The organism is Lysobacter solisilvae, assembly GCF_016613535.2.
Classification (GTDB): domain Bacteria; phylum Pseudomonadota; class Gammaproteobacteria; order Xanthomonadales; family Xanthomonadaceae; genus Agrilutibacter; species Agrilutibacter solisilvae.
This window is the reverse complement of record NZ_CP071518.1, coordinates 2,429,849-2,453,702: the sequence shown is the minus strand read 5'-3', so window position 1 is coordinate 2,453,702 and position 23,854 is coordinate 2,429,849. Positions and strand designations below refer to the sequence as shown.

Annotated in this window: 19 protein-coding genes, 1 tRNA gene and 2 pseudogenes; 9 read left to right on the top strand and 13 right to left on the bottom strand. The window is 68.8% G+C overall.

Annotated elements, in window-relative coordinates:
* Positions 1–12: 12 nt before the first annotated feature.
* The 8 genes and pseudogenes from pstA to rnt form a co-directional block, all read left to right on the top strand.
* Positions 13–900, top strand: coding sequence for a phosphate ABC transporter permease PstA (gene pstA / locus I8J32_RS10865; protein WP_407061025.1), 888 nt, complete (start codon positions 13–15; stop codon positions 898–900).
* A 29-nt stretch (positions 901–929) separates the two neighbouring features.
* Positions 930–1,739 (top strand): phosphate ABC transporter ATP-binding protein PstB, encoded by an 810-nt coding sequence (gene pstB, locus I8J32_RS10860; protein WP_245156307.1) that lies wholly within the window; start codon positions 930–932, stop codon positions 1,737–1,739.
* Positions 1,740–1,809: 70 nt separating this feature from the next.
* On the top strand, positions 1,810–2,499 hold the full coding sequence (gene phoU, locus I8J32_RS10855; RefSeq protein ID WP_407060962.1) for a phosphate signaling complex protein PhoU: 690 nt from the start codon (positions 1,810–1,812) through the stop codon (positions 2,497–2,499).
* Between the two features lie 321 nt (positions 2,500–2,820).
* On the top strand, positions 2,821–3,336 hold the full coding sequence (locus I8J32_RS10850; RefSeq protein WP_200611988.1) for an RNA polymerase sigma factor: 516 nt from the start codon (positions 2,821–2,823) through the stop codon (positions 3,334–3,336).
* A gap of 95 nt (positions 3,337–3,431) precedes the next feature.
* Positions 3,432–3,869, top strand: a complete 438-nt coding sequence (locus I8J32_RS10845; RefSeq protein WP_200611987.1) for an HvfA family oxazolone/thioamide-modified RiPP metallophore — start codon at positions 3,432–3,434, stop codon at positions 3,867–3,869.
* A gap of 42 nt (positions 3,870–3,911) precedes the next feature.
* Positions 3,912–4,766 (top strand): HvfB family MNIO-type RiPP peptide maturase, encoded by an 855-nt coding sequence (locus I8J32_RS10840; protein WP_200611986.1) that lies wholly within the window; start codon positions 3,912–3,914, stop codon positions 4,764–4,766.
* Entirely contained in the window at positions 4,759–5,526 is a 768-nt protein-coding gene (locus tag I8J32_RS10835) for an HvfC family RiPP maturation protein (protein WP_200611985.1), read from the top strand. Before I8J32_RS10840 ends, I8J32_RS10835 begins: the two co-directional genes overlap by 8 nt.
* 69 nt (positions 5,527–5,595) lie before the next feature.
* A pseudogene (gene rnt, locus I8J32_RS10830) lies at positions 5,596–6,207 on the top strand (ribonuclease T); the annotation flags it as partial.
* A 141-nt stretch (positions 6,208–6,348) separates the two neighbouring features.
* Here the strand turns inward: rnt and sugE are convergent.
* The 3 genes and pseudogenes from sugE to rnr form a co-directional block, all read right to left on the bottom strand.
* The gene (gene sugE / locus I8J32_RS10825; RefSeq protein WP_200611982.1) at positions 6,349–6,666 is read right to left on the bottom strand and encodes a quaternary ammonium compound efflux SMR transporter SugE; all 318 of its coding nucleotides are present in this window, start codon (positions 6,664–6,666) and stop codon (positions 6,349–6,351) included.
* A 178-nt stretch (positions 6,667–6,844) separates the two neighbouring features.
* Positions 6,845–7,606 (bottom strand): 23S rRNA (guanosine(2251)-2'-O)-methyltransferase RlmB, encoded by a 762-nt coding sequence (gene rlmB, locus I8J32_RS10820; RefSeq protein WP_200611980.1) that lies wholly within the window; start codon positions 7,604–7,606, stop codon positions 6,845–6,847.
* Positions 7,607–7,856: 250 nt separating this feature from the next.
* Positions 7,857–10,252 (bottom strand): annotated as a pseudogene (gene rnr / locus I8J32_RS10815) (ribonuclease R).
* A gap of 292 nt (positions 10,253–10,544) precedes the next feature.
* Between rnr and I8J32_RS10810 the strand changes: the two are divergent.
* A tRNA-Leu gene (locus I8J32_RS10810) sits at positions 10,545–10,629 on the top strand.
* Positions 10,630–10,751: 122 nt separating this feature from the next.
* Here I8J32_RS10810 and I8J32_RS10805 read toward each other — a convergent pair.
* From I8J32_RS10805 to I8J32_RS10760, 10 genes are all read right to left on the bottom strand, one after another.
* Positions 10,752–11,384, bottom strand: a complete 633-nt coding sequence (locus tag I8J32_RS10805; RefSeq protein WP_200611975.1) for a carbonic anhydrase — start codon at positions 11,382–11,384, stop codon at positions 10,752–10,754.
* Entirely contained in the window at positions 11,384–12,262 is an 879-nt protein-coding gene (locus I8J32_RS10800; RefSeq protein WP_200611972.1) for a transporter, read from the bottom strand. Before I8J32_RS10800 ends, I8J32_RS10805 begins: the two co-directional genes overlap by 1 nt.
* Positions 12,263–12,548: 286 nt before the next feature.
* The gene (locus tag I8J32_RS10795; RefSeq protein WP_245156306.1) at positions 12,549–14,171 is read right to left on the bottom strand and encodes a serine hydrolase; all 1,623 of its coding nucleotides are present in this window, start codon (positions 14,169–14,171) and stop codon (positions 12,549–12,551) included.
* 4 nt (positions 14,172–14,175) lie between these two features.
* Positions 14,176–15,312 carry a YkvI family membrane protein gene (locus I8J32_RS10790; protein WP_200611970.1) on the bottom strand — a complete coding sequence of 379 codons (1,137 nt, stop codon included), beginning with the start codon at positions 15,310–15,312 and terminating at the stop codon, positions 14,176–14,178.
* Positions 15,313–15,316: 4 nt separating this feature from the next.
* Positions 15,317–16,354: a DUF1611 domain-containing protein gene (locus I8J32_RS10785; RefSeq protein ID WP_200611967.1), complete on the bottom strand. Its 1,038-nt coding sequence runs from the start codon at positions 16,352–16,354 to the stop codon at positions 15,317–15,319.
* Between the two features lie 89 nt (positions 16,355–16,443).
* Positions 16,444–18,822, bottom strand: a complete 2,379-nt coding sequence (locus I8J32_RS10780; protein WP_200611965.1) for a TonB-dependent receptor — start codon at positions 18,820–18,822, stop codon at positions 16,444–16,446.
* A 50-nt stretch (positions 18,823–18,872) separates the two neighbouring features.
* Entirely contained in the window at positions 18,873–19,130 is a 258-nt protein-coding gene (locus tag I8J32_RS10775; RefSeq protein WP_200611962.1) for a hypothetical protein, read from the bottom strand.
* A gap of 138 nt (positions 19,131–19,268) precedes the next feature.
* A complete protein-coding gene (locus I8J32_RS10770) occupies positions 19,269–20,567 on the bottom strand; it encodes a peptide MFS transporter (RefSeq protein WP_200611959.1) in 1,299 nt (432 codons plus the stop codon).
* Positions 20,564–21,580 (bottom strand): dipeptide epimerase, encoded by a 1,017-nt coding sequence (locus I8J32_RS10765; RefSeq protein WP_245156304.1) that lies wholly within the window; start codon positions 21,578–21,580, stop codon positions 20,564–20,566. The genes I8J32_RS10770 and I8J32_RS10765 overlap by 4 nt, the downstream gene beginning before the upstream one ends.
* Positions 21,581–21,664: 84 nt before the next feature.
* Positions 21,665–23,686, bottom strand: coding sequence for a serine hydrolase domain-containing protein (locus I8J32_RS10760; RefSeq protein ID WP_200611955.1), 2,022 nt, complete (start codon positions 23,684–23,686; stop codon positions 21,665–21,667).
* Between the last annotated feature and the right edge of the window lie 168 nt (positions 23,687–23,854).

The following is a 23,854-nucleotide window of genomic DNA, read 5'->3' as shown; positions in this document are numbered from 1 at the left end:
AACGCCGTCGCCGTGCCCATGAAGCCCGCCTCGCAGCACCTGTACCGTCGCCGCCGCCTGGGCAATGCCGTCGCCGTCATCCTGGCCACCGCCGCCGCGATCCTGGGCCTGCTGTTCCTGGGCTGGATCCTGTGGACGCTGGTCGCCAAGGGCCTGGGGCACATCAACGTGGCGCTGTTCACGCAGAACCAGCCACCGCCGCTGGAGGCCGGCGGCCTGAAGAACGCCTTCTTCGGCAGCCTGGTCATGTGCGCGATGGGCCTGCTCATCGGCACGCCGCTCGGCATCGCCGCGGGCACCTGGCTGGCCGAGTACGGCAACGCGCGCAAGCTGGGCACCACCGTGCGTTTCGTCAACGACATCCTGCTGTCGGCGCCCTCGATCGTGCTGGGCCTGTTCGTGTACGCGATCTTCGTGGCCAAGCCCGGCCCGGACAGCGATCCGCTGCTGGGCTTCTCCGCCCTGTCCGGCGGCATCGCGCTGGCCTTCATCGTGCTGCCGGTCGTGGTGCGCACCACCGACGAGATGCTGCGCCTGGTGCCCACGCAGATGCGCGAAGCCGCGCTGTCGCTGGGCGTGCCGCAGTGGAAGGTGACGATGCAGGTGCTCTACCGCTCCGCCTTGCCCGGCATCGTCACCGGCGTCCTGCTGGCGCTGGCGCGCATCAGCGGCGAAACCGCACCGCTGCTGTTCACCGCCTTCGGCAACGAGTTCTGGAGCACCGACGTGACCGAGCCGATGGCTGCGGTATCGGTGGTCATGTACAACTTCGCCGGCAAGGGCTACGAGAACTGGGAACACATCGCCTGGGCCGGCGCGCTGGTGCTGACGCTGTTCGTGCTGACCATCAGCCTGGCCGCGCGCGCGCTCCTGCTGCGCAACAAGATCACCCACGACTGACCATGAGCAACCTCGCCTGGACCCCGGCCATGAATGACGCCCGCCTCAACCTTGCCACGCCCGAGCGCGCCATCGCGGCCACCTCGCCGGTCAAGCTCGCCGCGCGCGGGCTGGACTTCCACTACGACAGGTTCCACGCGCTCAAGGACATCCACCTGGAGATCCCGGAGAGGCGCGTGACCGCGCTGATCGGTCCTTCGGGCTGCGGCAAGTCCACGCTGCTGCGCGTGTTCAACCGCATCTACGCGCTCTACCCCAAGCTGGTGGCCAAGGGCGAGGTGCTGCTGGACGGCGAGAACATCCTCGACGCCCGCTACCCGATGAACCGCCTGCGCAGCAAGGTGGGCATGGTGTTCCAGAAGCCGGTGCCGTTTCCCATGACCATCTTCGAGAACGTGGCCTACGGCATCCGCCACCACGAGAAGCTCTCCCGGTCGGACATGAACGATCGCGTGGAAAGCGCGTTGCGCCAGGGTGCGCTGTGGGACGAGGTGAAGGACAAGCTCGGCCAGAGCGCACTGGGGCTGTCCGGCGGCCAGCAGCAGCGCCTGTGCATCGCGCGCGCCGTCGCGCTCAAGCCCGATGTCCTGCTGCTGGACGAGCCGACCTCGGCGCTGGATCCGATTTCCACCAGCCGCATCGAGCAGCTGGTGGAGGACCTGAAGAAGGACTACACGATCGCGATCGTGACCCACAACATGCAGCAGGCCGCCCGCGTCTCGGACTTCACCGCCTTCATGTACCTGGGCGACCTGATCGAGCACGGGCCGACCTCGACGATCTTCTCGCAGCCCACCCGGCAGCAGACCGAGGACTACATCACCGGCCGCTTCGGCTGAGCGGCCCGACGGCCCGGCTTCCGCGATCCACCCCGCTTCCTCCACTGGCATCCATTTCCTGGCGATTCCCATGCACGAACACATAGTCAAGAGCTACGACGACGAGCAGAAGCGCCTGCTGGACGAGACCCTGCGCATGGGCGAGATGGCCGCCGCGCAGCTGGAGGCCGCGCTGGACGTGGTGCAGCGTCGCGACGACAAGGCCGCCGAGCGCATCATCGCCAACGACGTGGCCATCGACGCGCTGGAGCAGGAGATCAGCCATGACGTCATGAAGCTGGCCCTGCGCGGCCCGATGGCGCGCGACCTGCGCGAGATCCTGGCCGCGGTGCGGATCGCCTCGGACATCGAGCGGATCGGCGACTACGCGGCCAACGTCGCCAAGCGCTCGCGCACGCTCAACCAGTCGCCCGCCCTGCCCCACATCGCCGGGCTGCACGCGCTCGGCATGCTCGCGGTGGCGCAGGTCCGCGACGTGATGGCCGCCTACCGCGACAGCGACGTCGAACTGGCCCAGCGCGTGCGTGCGCGCGACGCCGAGATCGACGTGGCCTATACCGGGCTGTTCCGCGAACTGCTGACCTACATGATGGAAGACGCCCGCGCGATCACGCCGTGCACCCATCTGCTGTTCATGGCCAAGAACGTCGAGCGGATCGGCGACCACGCCACCAACATCGCCGAGAACATCTGGTTCCTGGTCAAGGGCGAGCTGGCCCTGCCGCCGCGCGAGAAGCGGGACGAGTCCAGCACGCTCTGAGTCCCCTGCAGGACGGCATAGGGCGGGTCTTGACCCGCCGCCCGTAACCCGACGATGCGATCGCCCTGCACGCGCCAGGGGGACGGGTTCGTCCGGACGCCGGGTTTGCGCGATGGCGGGTCGAGACCCGCCCTATTGCGTGATGGCGGGTCGAGACCCGCCCTATTCGGCACGGCGTGCACCCGCGGATTCCCTAAACGCATCCTGAACCAGACCGCCCCAGGGCACCCTGGCGCGCATCCGCCGGCCCCTGCCCCCACTCTTGGGATATGCGGGCGCCGGCGTCGGCGCGCATTCTCGGGGTCCGCGAGGGGTCCTGGCATGGAACTGTCATTGCACACGGGTGATCTGGAAGCGGCCCAGCGGGGCGACCGTCCCGCGCTGGAACGCGTGCTCGGCCATTCGCGGCAGAACCTGCGGCGCTATGCCGAGTACCACTGCGTGATCAACGACGTCGAGGACGCCGTCCAGGAGAGCCTGCTGCAGGTGTCGCGCAAGCTGCGCGACCTGCGCCAGCTGGAATGCTTCACCTCGTGGGTCTTCCGCATCGTCAAGCGCGAATGCAACCGCCTCAAGCGCGCCATGCGGCTGGTGACCGGTGAGGAGATCGCCGAGTGCATCCTCCCCATCGTCTACCCCGAACCTATGGACTGGCGGCGTGACGTGGCCGCGGCGCTGGAATCCCTGCCGGCCCATTACCGGGAGATCATCCTGCTGCGCGACCTGGAAGGGCTGACCATCGAGGAGATGGCCCAGCAGCTGGGCCTCACGCGGCAGGCCGTGAAATCGCGCCTGCACCGCGCACGCCTGCTGGCCCGGGAGTACCTGGACGCCTGAAGCCTTCAGGCCAACTTTTCCTTACGCCGATCCGACATACTCGGCCGGCATTTCCCCCCGGGCCTGGCCCGACCCAATGCAACAGGAGAACAGTCATGTCCAAGCAGAACAAACCCCTCGCCCTCGCTGTCGGCGCCGCCCTCGTCGGTGGCCTGGCCCTGTCCGCCTCGGCCTTCGCGATGACCGACCTGGCCAGCGGCTACATGGTCGCCGCCGCCCACGCCGGTGAGGAAGGCAAGTGCGGTGAAGGCAAGTGCGGGATGGACAAGATGGACACGAACAAGGACGGGAAGATCTCCTCGGCCGAGTTCGGCGCCGCCCACAAGGGCGACACCACCAAGTTCGCCGCCCACGATGGCAATTCCGATGGCTTCATCAGCGCCGACGAGATGAAGGCGCACCAGGAAGGCAAGTGCGGCGAAGGCAAGTGCGGCGACGACAAGAAGGCCGATCCGAAGGCCGACAAGAAGGTCGACAAGAAGGCCGACATGGAAGGCAAGTGCGGTGAAGGCAAGTGCGGCGGCATGGCCTGACGCACGACGGCTGGACGCACGGCGAGGCGCGTGGATGACGGCATGAGCGGCACGCTGTCGGCCACCAGCGTCGGCCTGGGATTGCGGCGGGCCCTGCTGGGCCCGCTGCAGGACGCCGCCCCCGGCGATTTCGATTTCCTGGAATGCGCGCCGGAGAACTGGATCGGCGTGGGCGGGCGCTACGGCGAGGCCTTCGAGCGCCTCGCCGCGCAGCACACGATCACCTGCCACGGGCTGTCGTTGTCGCTGGGCGGGTTCGCCCCGCTGGATGAGACCTTCCTCGGCCGCGTGCGCCGCTTCCTTGAGCAGCACCGGGTCGCGCTGTACAGCGAGCACCTGAGCTACTGCGCCGACGACGGACAGCTCTACGACCTGCTGCCCATTCCTTTCACGGAAGAGGCCGTCGAACACGTCGCCGCGCGCATCCGCCAGGCGCAGGACCTGCTGGGCCGCCGGATCGCCGTGGAGAACGTCTCCTACTACGCCGCCCCGCACCAGGCGATGGCGGAAATCGATTTCGTCAACGCGGTGATCGAGCGCGCGGATTGCGACCTCCTGCTGGACGTCAACAACGTCTACGTCAACGCGATCAACCATCGCTACGATCCGCTGGAGTACATCGCACAGCTGCCGGTCGCCCGCGTCAGCAGCTTCCACGTCGCCGGGCATTTCGACGAAGCCGACGACCTGAAGATCGACACCCACGGCGCGGCGGTGAAGGATGGGGTGTGGACGTTGCTGGAGGCGGCCTACCGCCGCTTCGGCCCGCATCCCACGCTGCTGGAACGCGACTTCAATTTCCCGCCATGGGCCGAACTGCTGGGCGAGGTGCACACCATCCGGCGCCTGATGCCCCGTGCGCAGGCCGGCCACCCCGGCCTGTCCGCCCATGGCTGAGCCGGACGCGCCCATCCGCCTGCGCGAGCAGCAGCTCGAACTCACGCGCCACCTGCGTGATCCCGACGGCGTGGACGCGCCGCCGGGCCTGGAAGCGCGACGGGTGGCGGTGTACCGCGACCTGCTGTTCAACAACATCGAGAACCTGCTGGGCGGTAATTTCCCGGTGATCCGGGCCACGCTGGGGGAGGCGCGCTGGCGGTCGCTGGTCCGCGATTTCTACCGCGACCACCGCAGCCAGACGCCGTTGTTTCCCGAGATCGCGCGCGAGTTCCTGCGCTACCTGGACACACTGGATCGACTGGATCCGCCGTTCCTGCGCGAACTGGCGCATTACGAGTGGGTCGAGCTGGCCCTGCAGATTGCCCAGGTCGAACCACCCGCGGCCGGGCTGCGCGTGGATGGCGACCTGCTGGACGATATTCCCGTGCTCTCGCCGCTGGCCTGGCCGCTGGCCTACGCCTGGCCCGTGCCGGAACTGGGACCCGATCACCAGCCCGATGCGCCACCGCCGGCGCCGACACTGCTGCTGCTGCGGCGGGAAGCCGATGGCAGCGTGCGCTTCTCGCGCCTGAGTCCGCTCGCTTTCCGGCTGGTCCAGCGCCTGGGCGATGAGCCCGGGCTCACGGGGCGCGCGCAGCTGGTGGCGCTGGCCGCCGAAGCGGGCGTGGACGACACCGCCGCCTTTCTTGCGCAGGGTGTGCAGCTGCTCGAGCAGTTCCACCGCACCGGCGTCGTGACGGGCACGCGGCCGGCGTAACAACCCACAGCACGTCCGGGCCGCACGGGCAACGGCGCGCCCGCGCACGCACCCGGCTACACTGCCGCGATGCCGCACTCGCCCGCGAAACCCGCCCTCTCACGCCTGGCCACCCGGTTCCGCGGCTTCCTGCCCGTCGTGGTGGACGTGGAGACCGGTGGATTCGACTGGAACAAGCACGCGCTGCTGGAAATCGCCGTCGCGCCGATCGACCTGGACGAAGCCGGGCAGCTGATCGTCGGGCCGATGACGAGCACGCACGTGCAGCCGGCGCCGGGCACGCAGATCGACCCCAAGTCGTTGGAAATCACCGGCATCGTCCTGGACCATCCGTTCCTGGACGCCAAGCCCGAACGCGTCGCGCTGGACCTGGTGTTCGCACCGGTGCGCGAAGCGCTCAAGAAGCACGGCTGCCAGCGCGCGATCCTGGTCGGCCACAACGCGCACTTCGATCTCAACTTCCTCAACGCCGCGATCGCGCGCTGCAACCACAAGCGCAGTCCGTTCCATCCCTTCAGCGTGTTCGACACGGTGACCCTGGCCGGCGTCGCCTATGGCCAGACCGTGCTGTCGCGCGCGCTGCAGGCCGCGGGCCTGGAATGGGACACCGCGCAGGCGCACTCGGCCGTCTACGACACCGAGCGCACGGCCCAGCTGTTCTGCCGCATCGTCAACGCCTGGGGCACCGGCATGGCGGCGCTGGGCGCGCCGGCCGACAGCGCGCCCGAGACCGCGGTGGCGACGGCGCAGACCCCGCTGGACGTGGCGGCCGCGGCCGACGCGCCGCTGGACGCGCTCGACGACTGACCCGCGCCGGCGGCACTAGCCGGCGGCGACCTTCAGCCCCGCCAGGCCCATCACGATCAGGCAGACGCTGACGGCGCGCAGGGCGTTGACCGGCTCGTCGAACAGCACCACGCCCAGGATGACCGTGCCGACCGCGCCCACGCCGACCCACACCGCGTAGGCCGTGCCCAGCGGCAGCGAACGCATCGCCACGGCCAGCAGGCCCAGGCTGACGGCCATGGCCGCGAGCGTGCCCACCGACGGCCAGAGCCGGGTGAATCCTTCGCTGTATTTGAGGCCGATCGCCCAGCCGATCTCGAAGACGCCGGCGAGGAAAAGGATGAACCAGGGCATGTCCGCGCTCCCATGAGAGCGGGGTCGTCCCCGGAATCCGATGAGGCGGCAGGGTCGTCCCTGCGCCGATGCTGCATGCCGGGCCGCCGCGAGGCGGCGGGCCGGCATTCAATGGACCGGCGGCTGGCCGGACCCCGCGCAGGCTACCCCAGCGGCAGCCGCGTTGCCTGACCAGGCCTCAGGAAGCGACCCGCTGCCGCACCGCCTCGAACAGCGTCACGCCGGCGGCGACGGAGACATTCAGGCTCTCCACGCCCGCACCGGCTTCGCCGCCGGGCATGGGGATGGTCACCAGCTGGTCGCAGTTCTCGCGGGTGAGGCGGCGCAGGCCATCGCCCTCGCCTCCCAGGACCAGGGCGACGTTGCCGCGCAGGTCCACCGAATAGAACGAGGCCTGCGCCTCGCCGGCCAGGCCGTAGATCCACACGCCCATCTGCTGCAGGTCGCGCAGCGTGCGCGAGAGGTTGGTCGCCGGGATCACCGGAATGCTGTCGGCGGCGCCGGCGGAGGTCTTGCGGACCGTGGCGTTGATCTGCACCGCCTTGTCCTTGGGAAAGATCACCGCCGTCGCGCCGGCGGCAGCGGCGCTGCGCAGGCAGGCGCCCAGGTTGTGGGGGTCCTGGACGCCGTCCAGGACCAGCACCAGCGCCTTGCCCTGCGCGGCTTCGATCAGGCCCTCCAGGTCGTGCTCGCTGAAGGTCTTGGCCGCGGCGTAGCGGGCCACCACGCCCTGGTGGCGCAGGTTCCCGACCACGCCCTCGAGCGCCTGGGTCGCCACGCGGCGCACGTCGATGTCCTTGCGGCGCGCGGCGGTCTCGATCTCGACCAGGCGCGGATTCTTGGCGCCGGCCTCGATCAGGACTTCACGGACGTTGTCTGCGTCGTGCTCCACGGCCGCGGCCACGGCGTTGATGCCGGCAATCCACTGTTTTGCGCTCATGGGGGTCGTCGTTCGTGAAAAAGCCGGGGCGGCATATTGTACGGGCGGATGCCGCCGGCTCCCTGCCCCCGGGTGACGGCGCCCGCGGGCTGCGAGGCGCAGGCCGTGGCGGTCCCGGGCAAACGCAGCGCCGCGTCGGGCCGCGCCGGGCCATCAGGCGAGCATCAATCCCCTTCCGGCCTCCCGCGAGCGCGGGAAGGGCCCGTTGCACCGCATGCACGATGCAGGAAGACGCGCGCGACCGCTGCGGCTAGTACTTCTGCTTTTCGCGCTTGGCGGGCTTGCCGCGCGGCGGTGGCGGTTTCACCCCACGCTCCTCGGCCAGCCGGAAGTCGATGCGGCGGTCTTCCACGCTGGCCTTGAGCACCACGATGTCGACGCGATCGCCCAGGCGGAACTGGCGGTCGGTGCGCTCGCCGGTGAGCGTCTTGCGGATGGGATCGAAGTGGTAGAAGTCGCTCGGCAGCTGGGTGACGTGGACCAGGCCGTTGACCTTGGAATCGTCCAGCTCGATGAACAGGCCGAAGCTGGTGACGCCACTGATCACGCCGGAGAACTGGCCGCCCACGTGCTGTTCCATCCACGCCGCGCGGTAGCGCTCGTCGACCTCGCGCTCGGCCTCGTCGGCCCGGCGCTCGCGCTCGGAGCACTGCAGCGCCAGGACCGCCATCTGCGCCGGCGAATACCGGAAGGCCTCCGGCCGCGCGCCGGACAGCGCGTGCTTGATCGCGCGGTGCACCAGCAGGTCGGGATAGCGGCGGATCGGCGAGGTGAAGTGCGCGTAGGCCTCCAGCGCCAGGCCGAAATGGCCGACGTTGTCCGGCGAATACACCGCCAGCGACTGGCTGCGCAGCAGCACGGACTCCAGCAGCGCGGCGTCGGGACGCTCGCGGATGCGCGTGAGCAGCGCGGTGAAATCCCTGGGCTCCACCTTCGACCACGGCGGCATGCGCAGGGCGAACTCCTGCAGGAATTCCAGCAGGTCCTCGTACTTCTGCTCCGGCGGACGCTCGTGGATGCGGTACGGCGCGGGCACCTCGCGCGACAGCAGGAACTTCGCCGCCTCCACGTTGGCCGCGATCATGCATTCCTCGATCAGCTTGTGCGCGTCGTTGCGCTGGAGCATGCCGGCCTGGACGACCTCGCCCTGCGGGCCCAGCACGAAACGTACTTCGCTGGATTCGAACTCGATCGCGCCGCGCCGCTTACGCGCCTTGGCCAGCACCTGGTAGAGCTGGTGCAGCGCCTCGACCTGCGGCAGCACGCCACCGACCTGGCCCCGCGCGTCCTCGCGCACGTCGTCGGGCACCTCGCCGACGGAATTCCAGACCACCGTGTAGGTGAGCCGCGCATGCGAATGCATCACCGCTTCGTAGAAGCGCGAGCCGGTGACCTCGCCCTTGCGGTCAACCTGCATGTCGCAGACGAAGCACAGGCGGTCGACCTTGGGATTGAGCGAACAGATGCCGTTGGACAGCGTCTCGGGCAGCATCGGCACGACGAAGCCGGGGAAGTAGACCGACGTCGCGCGCGCTTCTGCGCCTCGTCATCCAGCGGCGCGCCCGGGCGCACGTAGTGGGAGACGTCGGCGATGGCCACGACCAGGCGGAAACCGTCGCGGTTGGGTTCGCAGTAGACGGCGTCGTCGAAATCCTTCGCGTCCTCGCCGTCGATGGTGACCAGCGGCAGCTGGCGCAGGTCCACGCGGCCGGCAATGGTCGGCGCGTCGACGGTGAGCGGTACCGCGGACGCCTCGTTGAGGACTTCCTGCGGAAACTCGTGCGGAAGTTCGTGGCCGTGGATCGCGGCCTGCACGGCCAGAGAGGCCGTCAGGCGCTCGCCCAGCACGGTCAGCACGCGACCGATCGGCGGGCGGTGCGAATCGGGCGCCTGGGTGATCTCGATCACCACCAGCTGCCCGTGGCGGGCGTCGCCGCGCGCATCCGGCGGGATCTGTACGTTGCGCTGGATGCGGCGGTCATCGGGCACCACGTAGCTGATGCCCGATTCGGTCTCGAAGCGGCCGATCAGGCGCGTCAGGCGACGCTCGAGCACCTCCACGATCGCGCCCTCGCGGCGGCCGCGCCGGTCCATGCCGGTGACGCTGGCCAGCACGCGGTCGCCGTGCATCACCTTGCGCATCTCGAAAGGCGGCAGGAACAGATCGTCGGAGCCACCCTCCGGGCGCAGGAAGCCGAAACCGTCGGGATTGGCGATCACCGTGCCGGGGATCAGGTCGAGCCGTTCGGCCGGTGCGAATTCGCCTCGACGGTTCATCAGCAGCTGGCCGTCGCGCAGCATCGCGGCCAGGCGCTTGCCCAGGGCGTCGGAGCGCTCGGGGCCGGCGAGGTCCAGTCGTTCGGCCAGGGCATCGGGGCCCAGCGGGCCGTCGGCCAGGACGCGCAGGATCAGCTCGCGGCTGGCGATGGGCTGCTCATAGCGGTGCGCTTCGCGCTGGGCGTGCGGATCGGCGAAGCCCGACGGCGCGGCCGGATCGGCGTGGAATACGGGGGATGGCCCGCCGGGACGGCGGCCGGGGGGCCGGGGTCCCCGGCCCGAGGGGCCGGCGGGCTTGGCCGCAGCGCCGCCGCGGGAGGCGCCAGCGCGGGAAGCGCCATCACGGGAGCGGGGATCGGGTTCAGGCATCCAGGCCGGACGTGGCGCGGCGCTCTTGGGTCGCGCGCCGGCGGCGGATTTTCTTGCTGGGCCGTTGGCGTTCCTGCCGGGCTTGCCCGGGCCGGCGCCTTGGCCTGTGGTGGACTTCCCCGTCGCACTTCCTCGGGGTCCGCGACCGCCGGAAGACTTGTTTTTCATGGCTTCATGGTCGCACATCATCATGAAGACCAAGTCGGCATGAATATTTTCTTCGCAATCCGTTGACAAAGGTCCCGCCCCGCTCCAATATTCGCGGCCTCGCACGGCTCCGGCCGACAGCGAAGCCCAGGTGGCGGAATTGGTAGACGCACTAGTTTCAGGTACTAGCGGGTAAAACCGTGGAGGTTCGAGTCCTCTCCTGGGCACCACGATTCAACAAGGTTCCAACACAACCCCCGAGCAATCGGGGGTTTGTCGTTTCAGGGGTCCGCTCGCGCCCGCGGTCATTCCATCCGCGCCCCGCCCCGCCCCGCCGCGCGATGGCGCGCGGTCAATCCTCGAGAAACCGGACCCGTCCGGTCGCGATGTCGTACACGGCGCCCAGCGCCTTGAACCCGTCATCCCTTCCCGCGTGCGCCGTCCATTCGGGCGACTCCACGATCTGCCGCAATGTCCAGCGGACATTGGCTTCGACGCCCGCGCTCAGCAGCTGCACGTGAGGCAGGTTCGGGTCGAGCTCCTGCAGCGCCGGGGCGATGTTCTCCAGCAGCCATTCGACCCGGCTGCCGAACTCCGCCCCGTGGAAGACATCGGCCAGCGCCGCCTCCACCGCGCCGCAGCCCTCGTGGCCCAACACGACCAGCAGCGGCGTACGCAGGTGGGCACCGGCATATTGCAGCGTGCCGGCGATGGAAGGCCCCAGCACGTTGCCGGCCACGCGGATCACGAACAGCTCGCCGAACGAAGCATCGAACACCAGCTCGGGCGGCACGCGGCTGTCGCTGCAGCCCAGGATGGTGGCGAAGGGATGCTGGCCCTTGGCGAGATTGGCCAGGATTTCCTTCTGCACCGTGGGAAATCGCGCGTGTCCGGCGACGAAGCGCACGTTGCCGCGCTTCAGCCGGGCCAGCGCCTGGTCCGCGGTGTATGCCGGCCGCGTGCCGTGGCCGGAAGTGGAATCCATCACAGCCCACCTCCCCAGCGATGCTGCCATGCCACGCCGATGGCGTCGAAGTTGTTGCCGGTGCGCGCCGACACGCCACTGCTCGCCGACAGCTTGATCGAATTGTGGCGGTCGACCGGGATCGCGAGGATCGCGCCCACGCGCCAGTTCTGCTGCAGGTCGTCGCCGCGCACGCCGTTGATGCGGGTGCGTCCGCCGGTGAAGTACGTGGCGTCGACCGACACCCACTTGCCCGAGGCAAATCCGTAGATCACATGCCCCTGCAGGGAGTACACCGGATCCTGGGAGCGCGTGTTGCCGCCGTAGAACTCGTCGTTGTCGGTGAAGAACGTGGCGGCCGCCTGCAGCTCCAGCGTCCACGGCCCGGCGGCCTTGGAAATCCCGACTTCAGGCTTGAACGACCAGCGGTTGCTGCCGATGTTGACGATCCTGCTCGAGTCGTACTGGCCCCAGGGCGGGGATACCTGCAGGCTAGCGCCGACGATCACGTCCTGCTTCCATTGACCGAACTCACGCAGCCCCAGCGCCGGCGCGCCCAGGAGATTGATCGACATCCGCAACGCGGGGCGGCCGAAGCCGGTGACATCGCGTTCCACGGGCTGCCCCAGGTAGTCGGCGGTTCCCACCAGCCGGGTATAGGGCACGATCACGTCGAGTTTGCCGGACTTGCCCCACAGGTCGAGCGTGCGCGCATAGGCGAGGACGAGCGTCGAGGATTCCAGTTGCGCGCCGGTGATCGGCACCGAGGTGTCGAACGACAAACCGCCCCGGGTGAAGACGGCGCCTGCGATGACGAAATTCACGCCGACGGGCGCATTGGAATAGGCGCGCGGCTCGATGTCCTGCGCGTGGGCCACCGGAACGGCCAGGGCAAGCATCGATCCCACCAGCACCGCACTGCCAAACGCTGCCTGCCGGCGCCGCGGCCGGGGCATGGGGACGGTTGCGCACCAGGGCCGGCTCATCGGTCGCCGTGCATCGGGCTCTTCTGGACAGCCCTACTCTACTAGCCGGCCACAGGCGCACCATTGGCCGTTGGGGCAGGTGCCGTGATCCCTCCGCCCGGCGCTGGCCACGCGCGCAACGCGCGGCCATCGGGCTGCCCGGACGGGTGGGACTGGAACTGCCGACGCAGCCCGGCTGCAGTCCGTGGAAGTGCGGCCGTTACGAGCCCTTGTCCTCCGGCGTGAACAGCAGATCCTGGTAGTCGTAGCTGAAATCGGCGATCGGCGAGACGGACTTGAGGGTGATGCGATCGACCTTGCCCTCGGCGCTGAGCCCGAAGGTGAGGTAGGCCGGCTCGATCGTCGGGTCGTCCCAGACCGTGCGGAAGGTGTCGTGCTGCGCGTGCTCCAGGCGCCCGACCATCCCGGGCGTGCGGGTGAAGTCGATCCGCAGCCCGCCCTTGTCCTGCTTGATGTCGATCTCGCCGTACCACGAATCGCGGTAGCGGCCGGCATATCGGGCCGTGGCCAGCGAGGCCTTGCCGGTCGAGCCCACGCGCGACTTCGCGGCCGCGTCCAGCGCTTCGATACCGCCGTTGAAGCGCAGCTCCATGAATTCGTCGAACGCCGCCACCCAGTCGGTCTTCGGCGCGCCCAGGTAGTGGTCGACCAGCTCGAGCGCGACGCCGCGCATCGCGGGCATGTCCTCGGCGTTCATCAGCATCGCGATGCCGAAGTTGCGCTCGGGAACCATCACGACGTAGGCGAGGACGCCGAAGATGGCGCCGCCGTGGTCGATCATCTTCTCGCCGCGGTAGTCGCGCACGTTCCAGCCCAGCGCATAGGCCGAGAACTTCGGCGCAGCCGCGGCGAGCTTGCCCGGCCAGGTCGGCGTGGGCGTGAGCACGGCCGGCGTCCACATCTGCCTGGACTGCGCCTGGCTGAACACGCGGATCGGCTCGCCGGCCGCATTGGTCCAGGTGCCCTGCCCCAGCTGCACCTGCAGCCAGTGCGCCATGTCGTTCGCACTGGACGACAGACCGCCTGCCGGCGCGCCGTTGTCGCCCAGGGTCCTGCGCTCGTCCAGCACCGCCTGTTCGCCCATGCCGCGTACGCGGCCGCCGGTGCGCGCGTGCGGCCAGGCGCGGTTGGGGTTGGCGAAGCGCGCGGACTGTTCGGTGACCGAACTGCCCATGCCGGCGGGCTTGAGCACGCGTTCGCGCACGAAGACTTCCCAGGTCTGTCCGCTGACCTCCTCGATCAGCTGGCCCGCCACGGCGTACAGCAGGTTGTCGTAGGCATAGCCGCTGCGGAAACCCGTCGCCGGCTTGATGTGGCGCAGGGCGCGCACGGTGTCGGCGCGGCTGCGGGAGGATGTCGGCACGAACATGAGGTCGCCGGCGCCAAGGCCCAGGCCGCTGCGGTGCACGAGCAGGTCGCGCACGGTGATCTCGTTGGTCACCCACGGGTCGTACATCCGGAACCACGGCATGTGGTCGATGACCTTGTCATCCCATCCCAGTTTGCCGTCGTCGACCAGCACCGCGAGCGCGGCGCTGGTGATGGCCTTGCCGGTGGAACCGGTGGGAAAGATGGTGTCGGCGTCCACGCGCTCGGGCGAGCCGAGCCGCCGCACGCCATAGCCCCGGGTGAGCGAGACCTTGCCGTCCTCCACGATGGCGATCGCCATGCCGGGGACGCCGTGGCTGCGCATCGCGGTTTCGACCCGCATGTCGAGGTCCGCCGGCGGGGCCGCCGTCGCGGTGCCCGCCACCATGGCCATCGCGGCAAGGGCCGCCCAACGCAAGGGCTTGCACACGCCCGCGATCATGCTTGTCTTCAAGGGATCACGCCTCATGGAAAGGGACGACGGCCGCACGCGGCGCACGCCGCCACAACCGCCACACGCCGACGGTCAACAGCGGCAGCACGTAGACCGCCAGGAACAGGTAGGCCAGGCCGCGGTAGCCCTTCGCGATCAGCGCGACCAGGCCGAAGCGGTCGGCGATGAAGATCGAGCCGACCAGCACCGCCGCGGCAATGAAGAAGCGCCAGGCATGGGGCAGCTCCGCCTTGCGGCGCTCGCGCCACGCCACGGCGATGCGTTCGTTGGTGGCGTGCACCGCGGCGGCGCCGCTTTCCAGCAGCGCGCTGAAGATCATTGCCTGGAACAGCAGGTGGAACACCGGCATGTCCAGTTTGCCCAGCATGTAGTCCGATGGCAGCGCTTGCGCGCCGATCTGCGGATACCAGGCGACCATGCAGATGAAGAACAGCAGGCCGGGCACCATCGCCAGCGGCCCGGCCAGCACGCCGGCGACGACCGCGTCGCGCCGCGAGGTGAAGTGGCGCGCCAATGGCAGCACGATCACCGCGCCGACGATGTTGTAGCCGGCGTAGGTGAGCCCGCCGGAGAGCCAGCCATCGGTGGGTACCGGGGTCTGGAAGATCGCCAGGGCGCGGTCGCCGAACGAGGACAGCACGAAGACGACGAACAGCACGTAGATGCCGTACAGGAAGAACGACACCCACTTGAACAGCCTTTCGACAGACTGGTTCCCGAAGGCGGTGAACACGCCGATCCCCACCATCAGCGCCAGCGTGCCGACGAGCTTGGGCCAGCCGAACATCGCTTCCCCGATCGCCCCCGCGGCCGCGCCGAACACGGCGAGGATCAGCACCATGAACACCAGGTACGCCAGTTCGAACACGAAGGCGAACGGCCCGAGCAGGTCGCCGAAGAGGCCGTGGTAGTCGAAGCGCCGCGTCGCGTGCGCGAGCGCGAAGGTCAGCGCGCACACCACGCTCCAGCACACCATCGCCACCAGGATCGCCAGGACGCCGCCTTGCGGACCGCTGGGGATGAAGTACTCCGCCAGTTCGCGGCCGGTCGCGTAGCCGCCGCCGATCACCGCGGCCTTGAAGGCCAGGCCGGGAAGGATCAGGCGCTGGAACCGGCTCGAGGTGGCGCTCACGTTGCCCATGGACTCAGGTGTCCGTCCGCAGGCAGGCGTCGACGAGCAGTTCAAACGCCTCGCCGCCGCGCAGGGGGTCGGCGACCGGCAGTCCCAGGCGCTCCCGGGTCTGCGCGATCACGTGTCGTGCCGCGGCCACATCCAGCTTCGACGTGTTCAGGCTGACGCCTGCGCAGCGTATGCCGGCGTTCGTGCGGGCCCCCAACCGCAAGGCCAGCTCGATGGTCTCGCCGATGTCGGGCACGGCGTAACCGGGGTGGCCCAGTACGCGTTCGCGGCCGGGTTCGTGGCAGACCACGATCACATCGGGCTGGCTGCCGTGCAGCAGCGCCAGCGACACGCCGGCGTAGGCCGGATGGAACAGCGAGCCCTGCCCTTCGATGACGTCCCAGTGGTCGGCGGCGGTTTCGGGCGAGAGCAGCTCGGCGGCGCCCGCGGCGAAGTCGGCGACCACCGCGTCCATGGGAATGCCGCCGCCGGCGATCAGGATCCCGGTCTGCCCGGTCGCGCGGAAGGTCGCATCGACGCCACGCGCAGTGAAAGCCCGGGTCAGCGCGAGCGCGGTGTATTTCTTGCCCAGCGCGCAATCGGTGCCCAGCGTGAGCAGGCGCCGACCGCCGCGACGGCGGCCGGACGCGACCGGAATGCCGGCCGGCGGTTGCCGCACGTCGATCAGCCGGCGGCCGAGGCGGTCGGCGGTGTCGCGCAGGACATCGAAGTCGCGCAGCCGGGCGTGCATGCCGCTGATGATATCCAGACCGGCCTCCATCGCTTCCACCAGCGCCGCAAGCCAGGTTGCCGGGATGAAGCCACCGGCATTGGCCACGCCGATCACCAGCGCCCGCGCGCCCGCGGCATGGGCCTGCGCCGGTGTCATCGCGCGCAGGCCGGTGGTGACGGTGGCGCCTGCGCAGGCGAATTCGCCGACGCAGCGTTCACCAGCCCAGTCGCGCAGCCCGAACGCGGTCTTCGCGTAGCCCGGCTCGGTCGTGTCGCCGAGGAACAGCAGGTAGGGCTGCGGAAGCGAGACGTCGTAGTTCAAGAAAATCACCGGATAAGAAGGGCGCTGCCGGGGACCGCGGGCGGAATGAATCCGGCCGCGGTGCCCGATGGCGCGGGTACGGCGTTGATGCGCGTGGGTCAGAAGCGGTAATCGACCTCGAGCCCGAACATGCGCGGCTGGATTGGCGTGGCGGCGGTGTGGTGCGTACCGGCGGCCCCGACCTGGTCGGCGACGTCGTTCATCGTCGAGTACGCACGTTCGTCGGTGACGTTCTTCATGTAGGCGCGCAGCGTCCAGTTGTCGTTGGAGAGCGCGGCGTACAGGTCCAGCGCGTAGTAGCTGTCGATCTCCAGCGGCGGCGTGATCACTTCGAACGACATGGCCGGCGGGCCGTCGAGGAAAAGCGCCTCGCGCTGGGTCGTGGCGTTGGTGCGGTCGTCCACCCAGCGCACGCCTCCGCCGAAGGAGGCGCCCCAGCTGCCGCTGAGCGGCAGGTAGTAGTCGGCGGTGAGCGACCAGGTCAGGTCGGGCACGTAGGGCATGCGATCGCCCTTCAGTCCCGTGTTGAGCTCCTGCCTGACGCCCGGAGCGGTCACGACGATCGTCGGGAAGTTCTCGTCGAGGCTCGCGTCGTTGTAGGCCGCATTGAAGCCGAGGGTAAGCCCGTCAACCGGACGGAAGGTCGTGGCCAGCTCGATACCGCGGCTGGTGGCCTGGCCGCCGTTCACCAGGCCGCTGACGCCGTTGACCAGCGAGGCAACCTGGATGTCCTCCCAGTCGATCTGGTAGGCGACCAGGTCGAGCAGCACGCGGTTGTCGGCGAAGGCGGTCTTCAGGCCGAGCTCGTAGCTGGTGAGCGTCGACGAATCAACGGCGGGCGGCAGGCCCGGCGTGACCGAGTTCGGCCCGCCCGGCTGGTAGCCGGTGGCGACCTTGCCGTAGACCAGCGTATCGGGCGTGAGCTGGAACTGCGGGGTGATGCTCCAGGTGAACACGTCCTCGCTGGAGCTGTTGCTGGTCACGCCCGGGCTCACCAGGAAGAAGCCCTGGGTGACGTTCTGGGTGAATTCCTGGTCGTTGCGCGAGAAGCGCACGCCGGCGCCCAGCTTGAACCGCTCGTTGAACTTGTAGGCCCCGTTGGCGAACAGCGCGGTTTCCTCGTAGGTGCTGGGCATGTAGATGTTGCCCAGCACGCCGTCGAAGAAGTCAAACGGCGGCGGCAGCTGCAGCGGTCCGCCGTCCATCGCGGTCATCGGGACGAACTGGTGGTTCTTGCCGTCCTCCTTCGAGTAGAAGGTGCCCAGCAGCCATTCGAACGGCTGGCCGGCCTTCGACTGCAGGCGGAACTCCTGGGTGAACTGCTGCAGGTCGAGCGTGTTCTCGAGGGACGCGCTTGCCACCGGGCCGCCCAGTGCGGGCGACAGGGTGGCGTAGGTCAGGGTCTGGTCGCTACGCAGGAACGTATGGGTGTCGGAATAGCTCGTCGCCGAGACGAAATCGGCGAAGCCGGCGTCCCAGTCCACGGTCAGCGCGTAGTAGTCGAGGGTCTTCTCGAAGGGCTCGTTGAGGTGGACAAAGTTGCTCAGGCCGTCGATCGGGTCGTGGGACACCGGATCCAGGGCGATGATGGCGTTGTTGTCGCTGTCGACGTCCTGGCGCATCGCCGACAGCTGCACCCTGGTCGATTCACCCTGCCACAGCAGCGCGACCCGCGCGCTGGACTGCGAGCCTTCGTTGATGTCCTCGCGGCCGACGTCGATGGGGTCGGGATCCAGGTTGTCGACGTAGCCCGCCAGGTCGTTGCGTGAGTAGCTTGCCCGCAGGGCGAAGGTTTCCGACAGCGGCACGTTCATGCCCAGGCGGTAGTTGAAGCCCAGGTCGTCGGCGCCCTCCGTGCTCGACACGCCGGCGCCGACGCGGAACTCGGTGTCCGCAAGGTCGGGGCGGCGCATCGTGTACTTGATCAGGCCGCCCATCGCCCCGGCGCCGTACAGCGTGCCCTGCGGGCCGCGCAGCACTTCGATCGCCTCCACGTCGTAGGGCAGCAGATCGAGCGCGAAGAGCGTCGCGGCCTGGTAGAGGCTGCTTGAGCCCACCGGCGTCTCATCGATGTACGTGCCGACCGTCGAACCCGCCGACAACGGCGCGATGCCGCGCATCGACACCTGCGACTGCCCCGGCGTGCCGGAGGACTGCACCTGCAGGCCGGGCACGTAGCTGGCGTAGTCGGTCATCTGGGTGGCGTTGAAGTTTTCCAGCTGCTGCTCGCCGATCTTGGTGATGGCGGTGGCGACTTCGCGGATGTTCTCTTCGCGCTTGTTCGCCGTCACCGTCACCGCGTCCAGGTCGGTTGCCTGGGTGCGGCCGGATGCGGCGCCGTCGGCCGGCGCGTCCGCGGAGGACTCCTGCGCCAGGACCGGACCGGCCATTCCCAATGCCAGGGAGAATGCGATCGCGGTGGTCAACGAACGGCGTCGCATGGCCGACGACGTTTGCGGTGTGTGCTGCTTGTGCATGCCCCTGTCTCCCCCCAAAGAAAAAATGGCCGGCCTTGCGTCCGGTTCTGTCAGCCCAGGATTTCCCCGGGCAGCGGGCGGAAATTCGCCGCCAGCACGCGCCCGGTGTCGGTATCGCAATGACCGCGGCCCATCAGCGCCCCGGTCGGTTCGTGGATCTTCTGTGGATGGCCGAAACCATCGCTGCCTCGCCGGTCGTGGCGCCCGCGACGCGACTTCAGCCGGTCGGACGGCTGGTCGTGGCACCGCTCGCGGTCGGCGGTGCCCCCGGCAGGGACCGCGAGCGACGGCGACCAGGCGGCGGCCAACGCGGTGCCGGCTGCCCCGAGCCACTGCCTCCGATCCGCCCACTGAGTTGCCATATCGCGCCCCTTGATGTCCTGATCAGGGATTAATCATCCCAATCAGAGAATTGTCAATCGAAAAGAATCAATTCGGGACGGCGGTCATGCCGGCACCCGGTTGTCCGCCTCGGCCCGCAGCACCGGGGCGTCCAGCAGCCCCAGCAGCGCGCCGGCCAGCGCGGCGACCGCCGCCATCGCGCCGAAGAAGGCCGCGTGTCCCATCACGCTCCACAGGGTGCCGAGCGCACCTGCCAGGAGATTTCCGCCGAACGACGCGAAGTACCAGGCGGCCATCGTGGTCGCGGCGTAACCCGCCGGGGCCAGCCGTGCGAACAGGCCCAGCCCGATCGGCAGGATGAAAAGCTCGCCGATGGTGAACAGGAGGAAGAACCCCGCCAGCCAGCTCCAGTGCGCGTGCCCGCCGGCGCCCGCATCGACGCAGGCGAGCATCGCGAATGCGCACGCGACCACGAACGCCCCCGTCGCCATCTTCTTCGCCGGCGACGGTTCCTGGCCCCGCCCGGCCTGCCGGGTCCACCGCATGACCAGCAACGGCGTGAGGAAGATCACCAGCAGCGGATTGAGCGCCTGGAACCATGTCATCGGAATGGTGAAGGCCCCGGCCGCGCGATCCAGGCCGACGTCGGCCCACAGCGCGATCGTGTTGCCGGACTGCTCGTACGCACCCCGGAACACCATGACGCACAGCCCGATGCCCAGCAGGGCGAGGATCCGCTTGCGCATCGCGTCACGCGGCATGCGCGTGGCGGGCGCCAGCTCGCGCGCCCTGGGTCGCTCTGGCGGCAGCCAGCGCGCGCCGAGGACGTAGATGACAAGGCCCAGCAGCATGCCGATGCCAGCCGCGCCAAAGCCCCAATGCCAGCCGTACAGCTCCCCCAGCGTGCCGCACACCAGCGGGGCGAGCAGCCCGCCGACGTTGATGCCGACGTAGTAGAAGTTGTACGCCGAGCCGCGCCGCGGATCGTCCTTCGCGTACAGGTCGTCGATCTGGCTCGGCAGGCTCGGCAGGAACAGGCCGTTGCCCAGCGCGATCGCCGCGAGGGCGAAATAGAGCAACGATTCCGAGGCCATCAGGAAGTGCCCGACGGACATGATGGCCGCACCGATGATGACGGCGCGCTTGCGGCCCAGCCAGCGATCGGAAATGACGCCCCCGACGATCGGGGTGAAGTAGAACGTCGCCACGTACACGCCGTAGACCAGCGAGGCATGCTGCTGGCCGAACAGCAGCTGCTTGGTCATGTAATAGACGAGAAGCGTGCGCATGCCGTAGTAGGAGAAGATCTCCCACATCTGGGTGAGGAACAGAACCGCCAGCCCCGGCGGCTGGTTGAACCAGTGCGACCGGGCGATGGCGCGTGGCGGGGCCAGCACGCTCATGACACCGCGCCCGGGGCACCCCACACGTTCTCCGGGCAGTCGACGTGGCCGTCGGCGTAGACCAGGCCGTGGTCGCGGTCGCGGGTCAGGAACAGCGGGCCGTCCAGGTCGACGACGTCGCAGTACTGTCCCAGCAGGAACGCAGGCGCCATGGCCAGGCTCGTCCCCACCATGTTGCCGACCATGACCTGCAGACCCAGCTCGCGTGCGTGCCGCGCCATCAGCAGGCCTTCTGTCAGGCCGCCGCACTTGTCCAGCTTGATGTTGACCACGTCGAACCAGCGGCCGCGCGATTCCAGCTCCGCCAGGTCGAGGATGCTTTCGTCGGCGGCGATGGGAATGATGTGCTCGACCCCGTCCAGCTCGGACTCGCGACCGCGCGCGCACGGCTGTTCCAGCAGGCTGACACCCGCGTCGACGAGCGTCGGCAACAGCCGTGACAGTGCCTGGGCCTCGTAACCCTGGTTGGCGTCCACGCCCAGCCACACCTCCGGCCGCGCTGCGCGGATGGCGCGTACCCGGTCCTGGTCCAGCTCGAGTTCGCCGGTGAGCTTGACCTTGATCGCGCGGGCATGGGTGTAGGCCTGCGCGCGCCGGGCCATCACCGCCGGCTCGTCGGCGCCGACGGTGAAGGTCGTCAGCAGGCGCCTCGGGCGCTCCATTCCGGCCAGTTGCCATGCCGGAACGCCGGCACGCGCGGCTTCGAGTTCCCACAAGGCGCAGTCGACCGCATTGCGGGCGCCGCCGCGCGGCAGCAGTTCGCGCAACTCATCGCGGCTGATGCCCGCCTCGATCGTGCCGCGGACCGCTTCCAAAGCCGGCAGCATGTCGGCGGGCCGGTCGGCCAGGTAATAGACGCCGGCGGCTTCGCCGCGTCCGGTGCAGCCGCCTTGCCGCAACGTTGCCACGGTCACCGGCGAGTCGCGGAACACGTGCCCGGATATCCGGAACGGGGCGGAGAGCTGCAACAACTCGTTCGCCAGCTCCAGTTCGATGCGGTCAACTTGGCTCACAGGCTTTCTTCCGGGTGCGGTCGAGCAGCGGCCCATGCAGGGCCGCTGTCGAGTTCATTCGAGGGGTCGGGTTGGCGCGGTCGGTCAGTAGTTCGCGCTGAAGCCGACGAGATGGCAGGCAATGCCGATCCACAGCAGCGCCAGGCAGGCGACGGCGAGCACGATGGCCCACAGCCTGGCCCACCACGAACGCCCGCTGCGAAGAACGCTCCACGCGTTCCACAAGGCGATGGCGGCACCGATCGGCAGCAGGATCGTCGTGATCGCACGCACGGCGATGACCAGGCCGTCCTTGCTCGGCGACATCATCGCGAGGTCCGACATCATCGTGAAGATCATCGCGACCATGCCACCGACCGACAGGAGCACGCCGAGCGAGGCCAGCCGGATCCAGCGGTGCGCGCGCGCATCCTGGCCCGAGAGCGGGTAGCGCACGCCGTAATGGCGGCGTACCAGCGCGGACACCGGCCAGGCGAGCACGGTGAGCAGCAGCACGGCGAGACTGCCGAACAGCAGCGACATGAACACCGCCGGCGACTGCCACCACGATGCACGCTGGAACACCATGATCGCGGCGAGCGGCTCGGCGCTGAAGCGCGTCACGTGGCCGTCGACGATGTCGGCCGCCAGGCGGTCACCGCTGCTGGTGTCCTGCCACAGGAAGGGACTCACTTCGCGCCACTTCTTCGCGGCGCCGCTGTAGGTGCCGAGCATCGGCACGCTGATGGTGCCGTCGTCATTTGCGACGACCTTGGTCTGGCCCATCATGTACACGAGGCTCATGAAGTTCGAAGCCGCGCGGCGGCTGCTGATGTACGAGCCGGCGATCATCTGCGCGTGCGCCTTGGCGGTGGCGGCATCGACACCCCCGTCGGTGCGCGCGGGGCCGGGCAGGTACCGGTTCACGAAACCGGTGACCAGGCCGTCGCGGATCAGCCGCGCGGAGCCTTCCTTGCCGGAGCTGTTGGTCGACACGTAGATGCCGATGCCGTCGTCGAGGAACAGCTGCAGGTCGCTGTGGAACCACTGGGTATCGCCGCCGTGCGCGATCGCACGGTGGCCGTTGGCGGTGGTTTCGTAGAAGCCCAGCATCATCTTGTTGAGCGGGCCCACCGAGGCCTGCCCGGTGCCGTGCATCTCGCGTGCGGTTTCATCGCGCAGGATGCGCCGGTCGCCGAACGCGCCATTGTTCAGGTGCGCGATCATGAACCTGCCCATTTCCGACCCCGGCGAGGCCAGGCTGCCGGCAGGCGCGAGGTTGATGTACTCGTAGGGCTTTTCCTTGCCGTCGGAGGCCGTCTCATAGCCCTTCGAGGTCATGGCCTTCAGGTTCGGCTGGATCGGCTGGCGGAAGGTGGAATGCTGCATGCCCAGCGGCAGGAAGATGTTCTGCTCGATGTAGTCGTCGAACGACTTGCCGGACGTGCGTTCGACGATGTAGCCGGCCAGCGCGGTGGCGTAGTTGGAGTAGGCCGGCGTGGAGCCTGGCGCGTACTCGCGCTCGGGCACCCAGTGCTTGAGGGTCGTGGCGAGCGGGAGGATCTCCTTCTCGTCGTTGGCGATGAGCCCGCGGATCACCTCTTCCATGCCCGAGGTGTGGGTCATGATGTTGCGCAGGGTGACCGGCTTGCCATCGAAGGCCGGGATCTTGAAGTCGATGTACTTGTTGACGTCCTCGTCGAGGTTCAATTTGCCCTGCTCGACCAGCTGCATCACCGCGGTCCAGGTGAACAGCTTGGACACCGAGCCGGGACGGAACAGCGTGCGCTCCGGATCGACCGGCGTGCGCTTGGCCAGGTCGGAGAACCCGTACCCCTTCTGCAGCAGCACCTGGCCGTCCTTCACCACCACCACGACCGAGCCGGCGACGTCGGTCTGCTCCAGCGCGTAGGGCATGAACCCGTCCAGCCAGGCTTCCAGGTCGCTGGCGGTCAGGCGGTCGGTCGGGCCGGGCATGGCGTCGGCCGGCGGCGGAGCGGCGGACGTGGCGGGCGGCTGCAGGGTCGGCGGCACCTCGGTGGCAGGCGCCTGCGCGCCGGCGGTGGCCGTCACGAGGCCCAGCGCCAGCAGCGCAATGAACACCTGAGCTCGTTTGAACAGTTGCATCGGACCCTCTCCCCTAGACGATGGCGGTGGCCAATCCGGCGCCGGGCGCCACTGACCTTGAGAGAGAATAACGATCCTGATCAGAGAATTGTCAACCCACTTTGGTCACGATGGCCTAAAATTGCGACGTGGATGTACCTTGGTGCCACCCCGGGACGGGGGAATCAC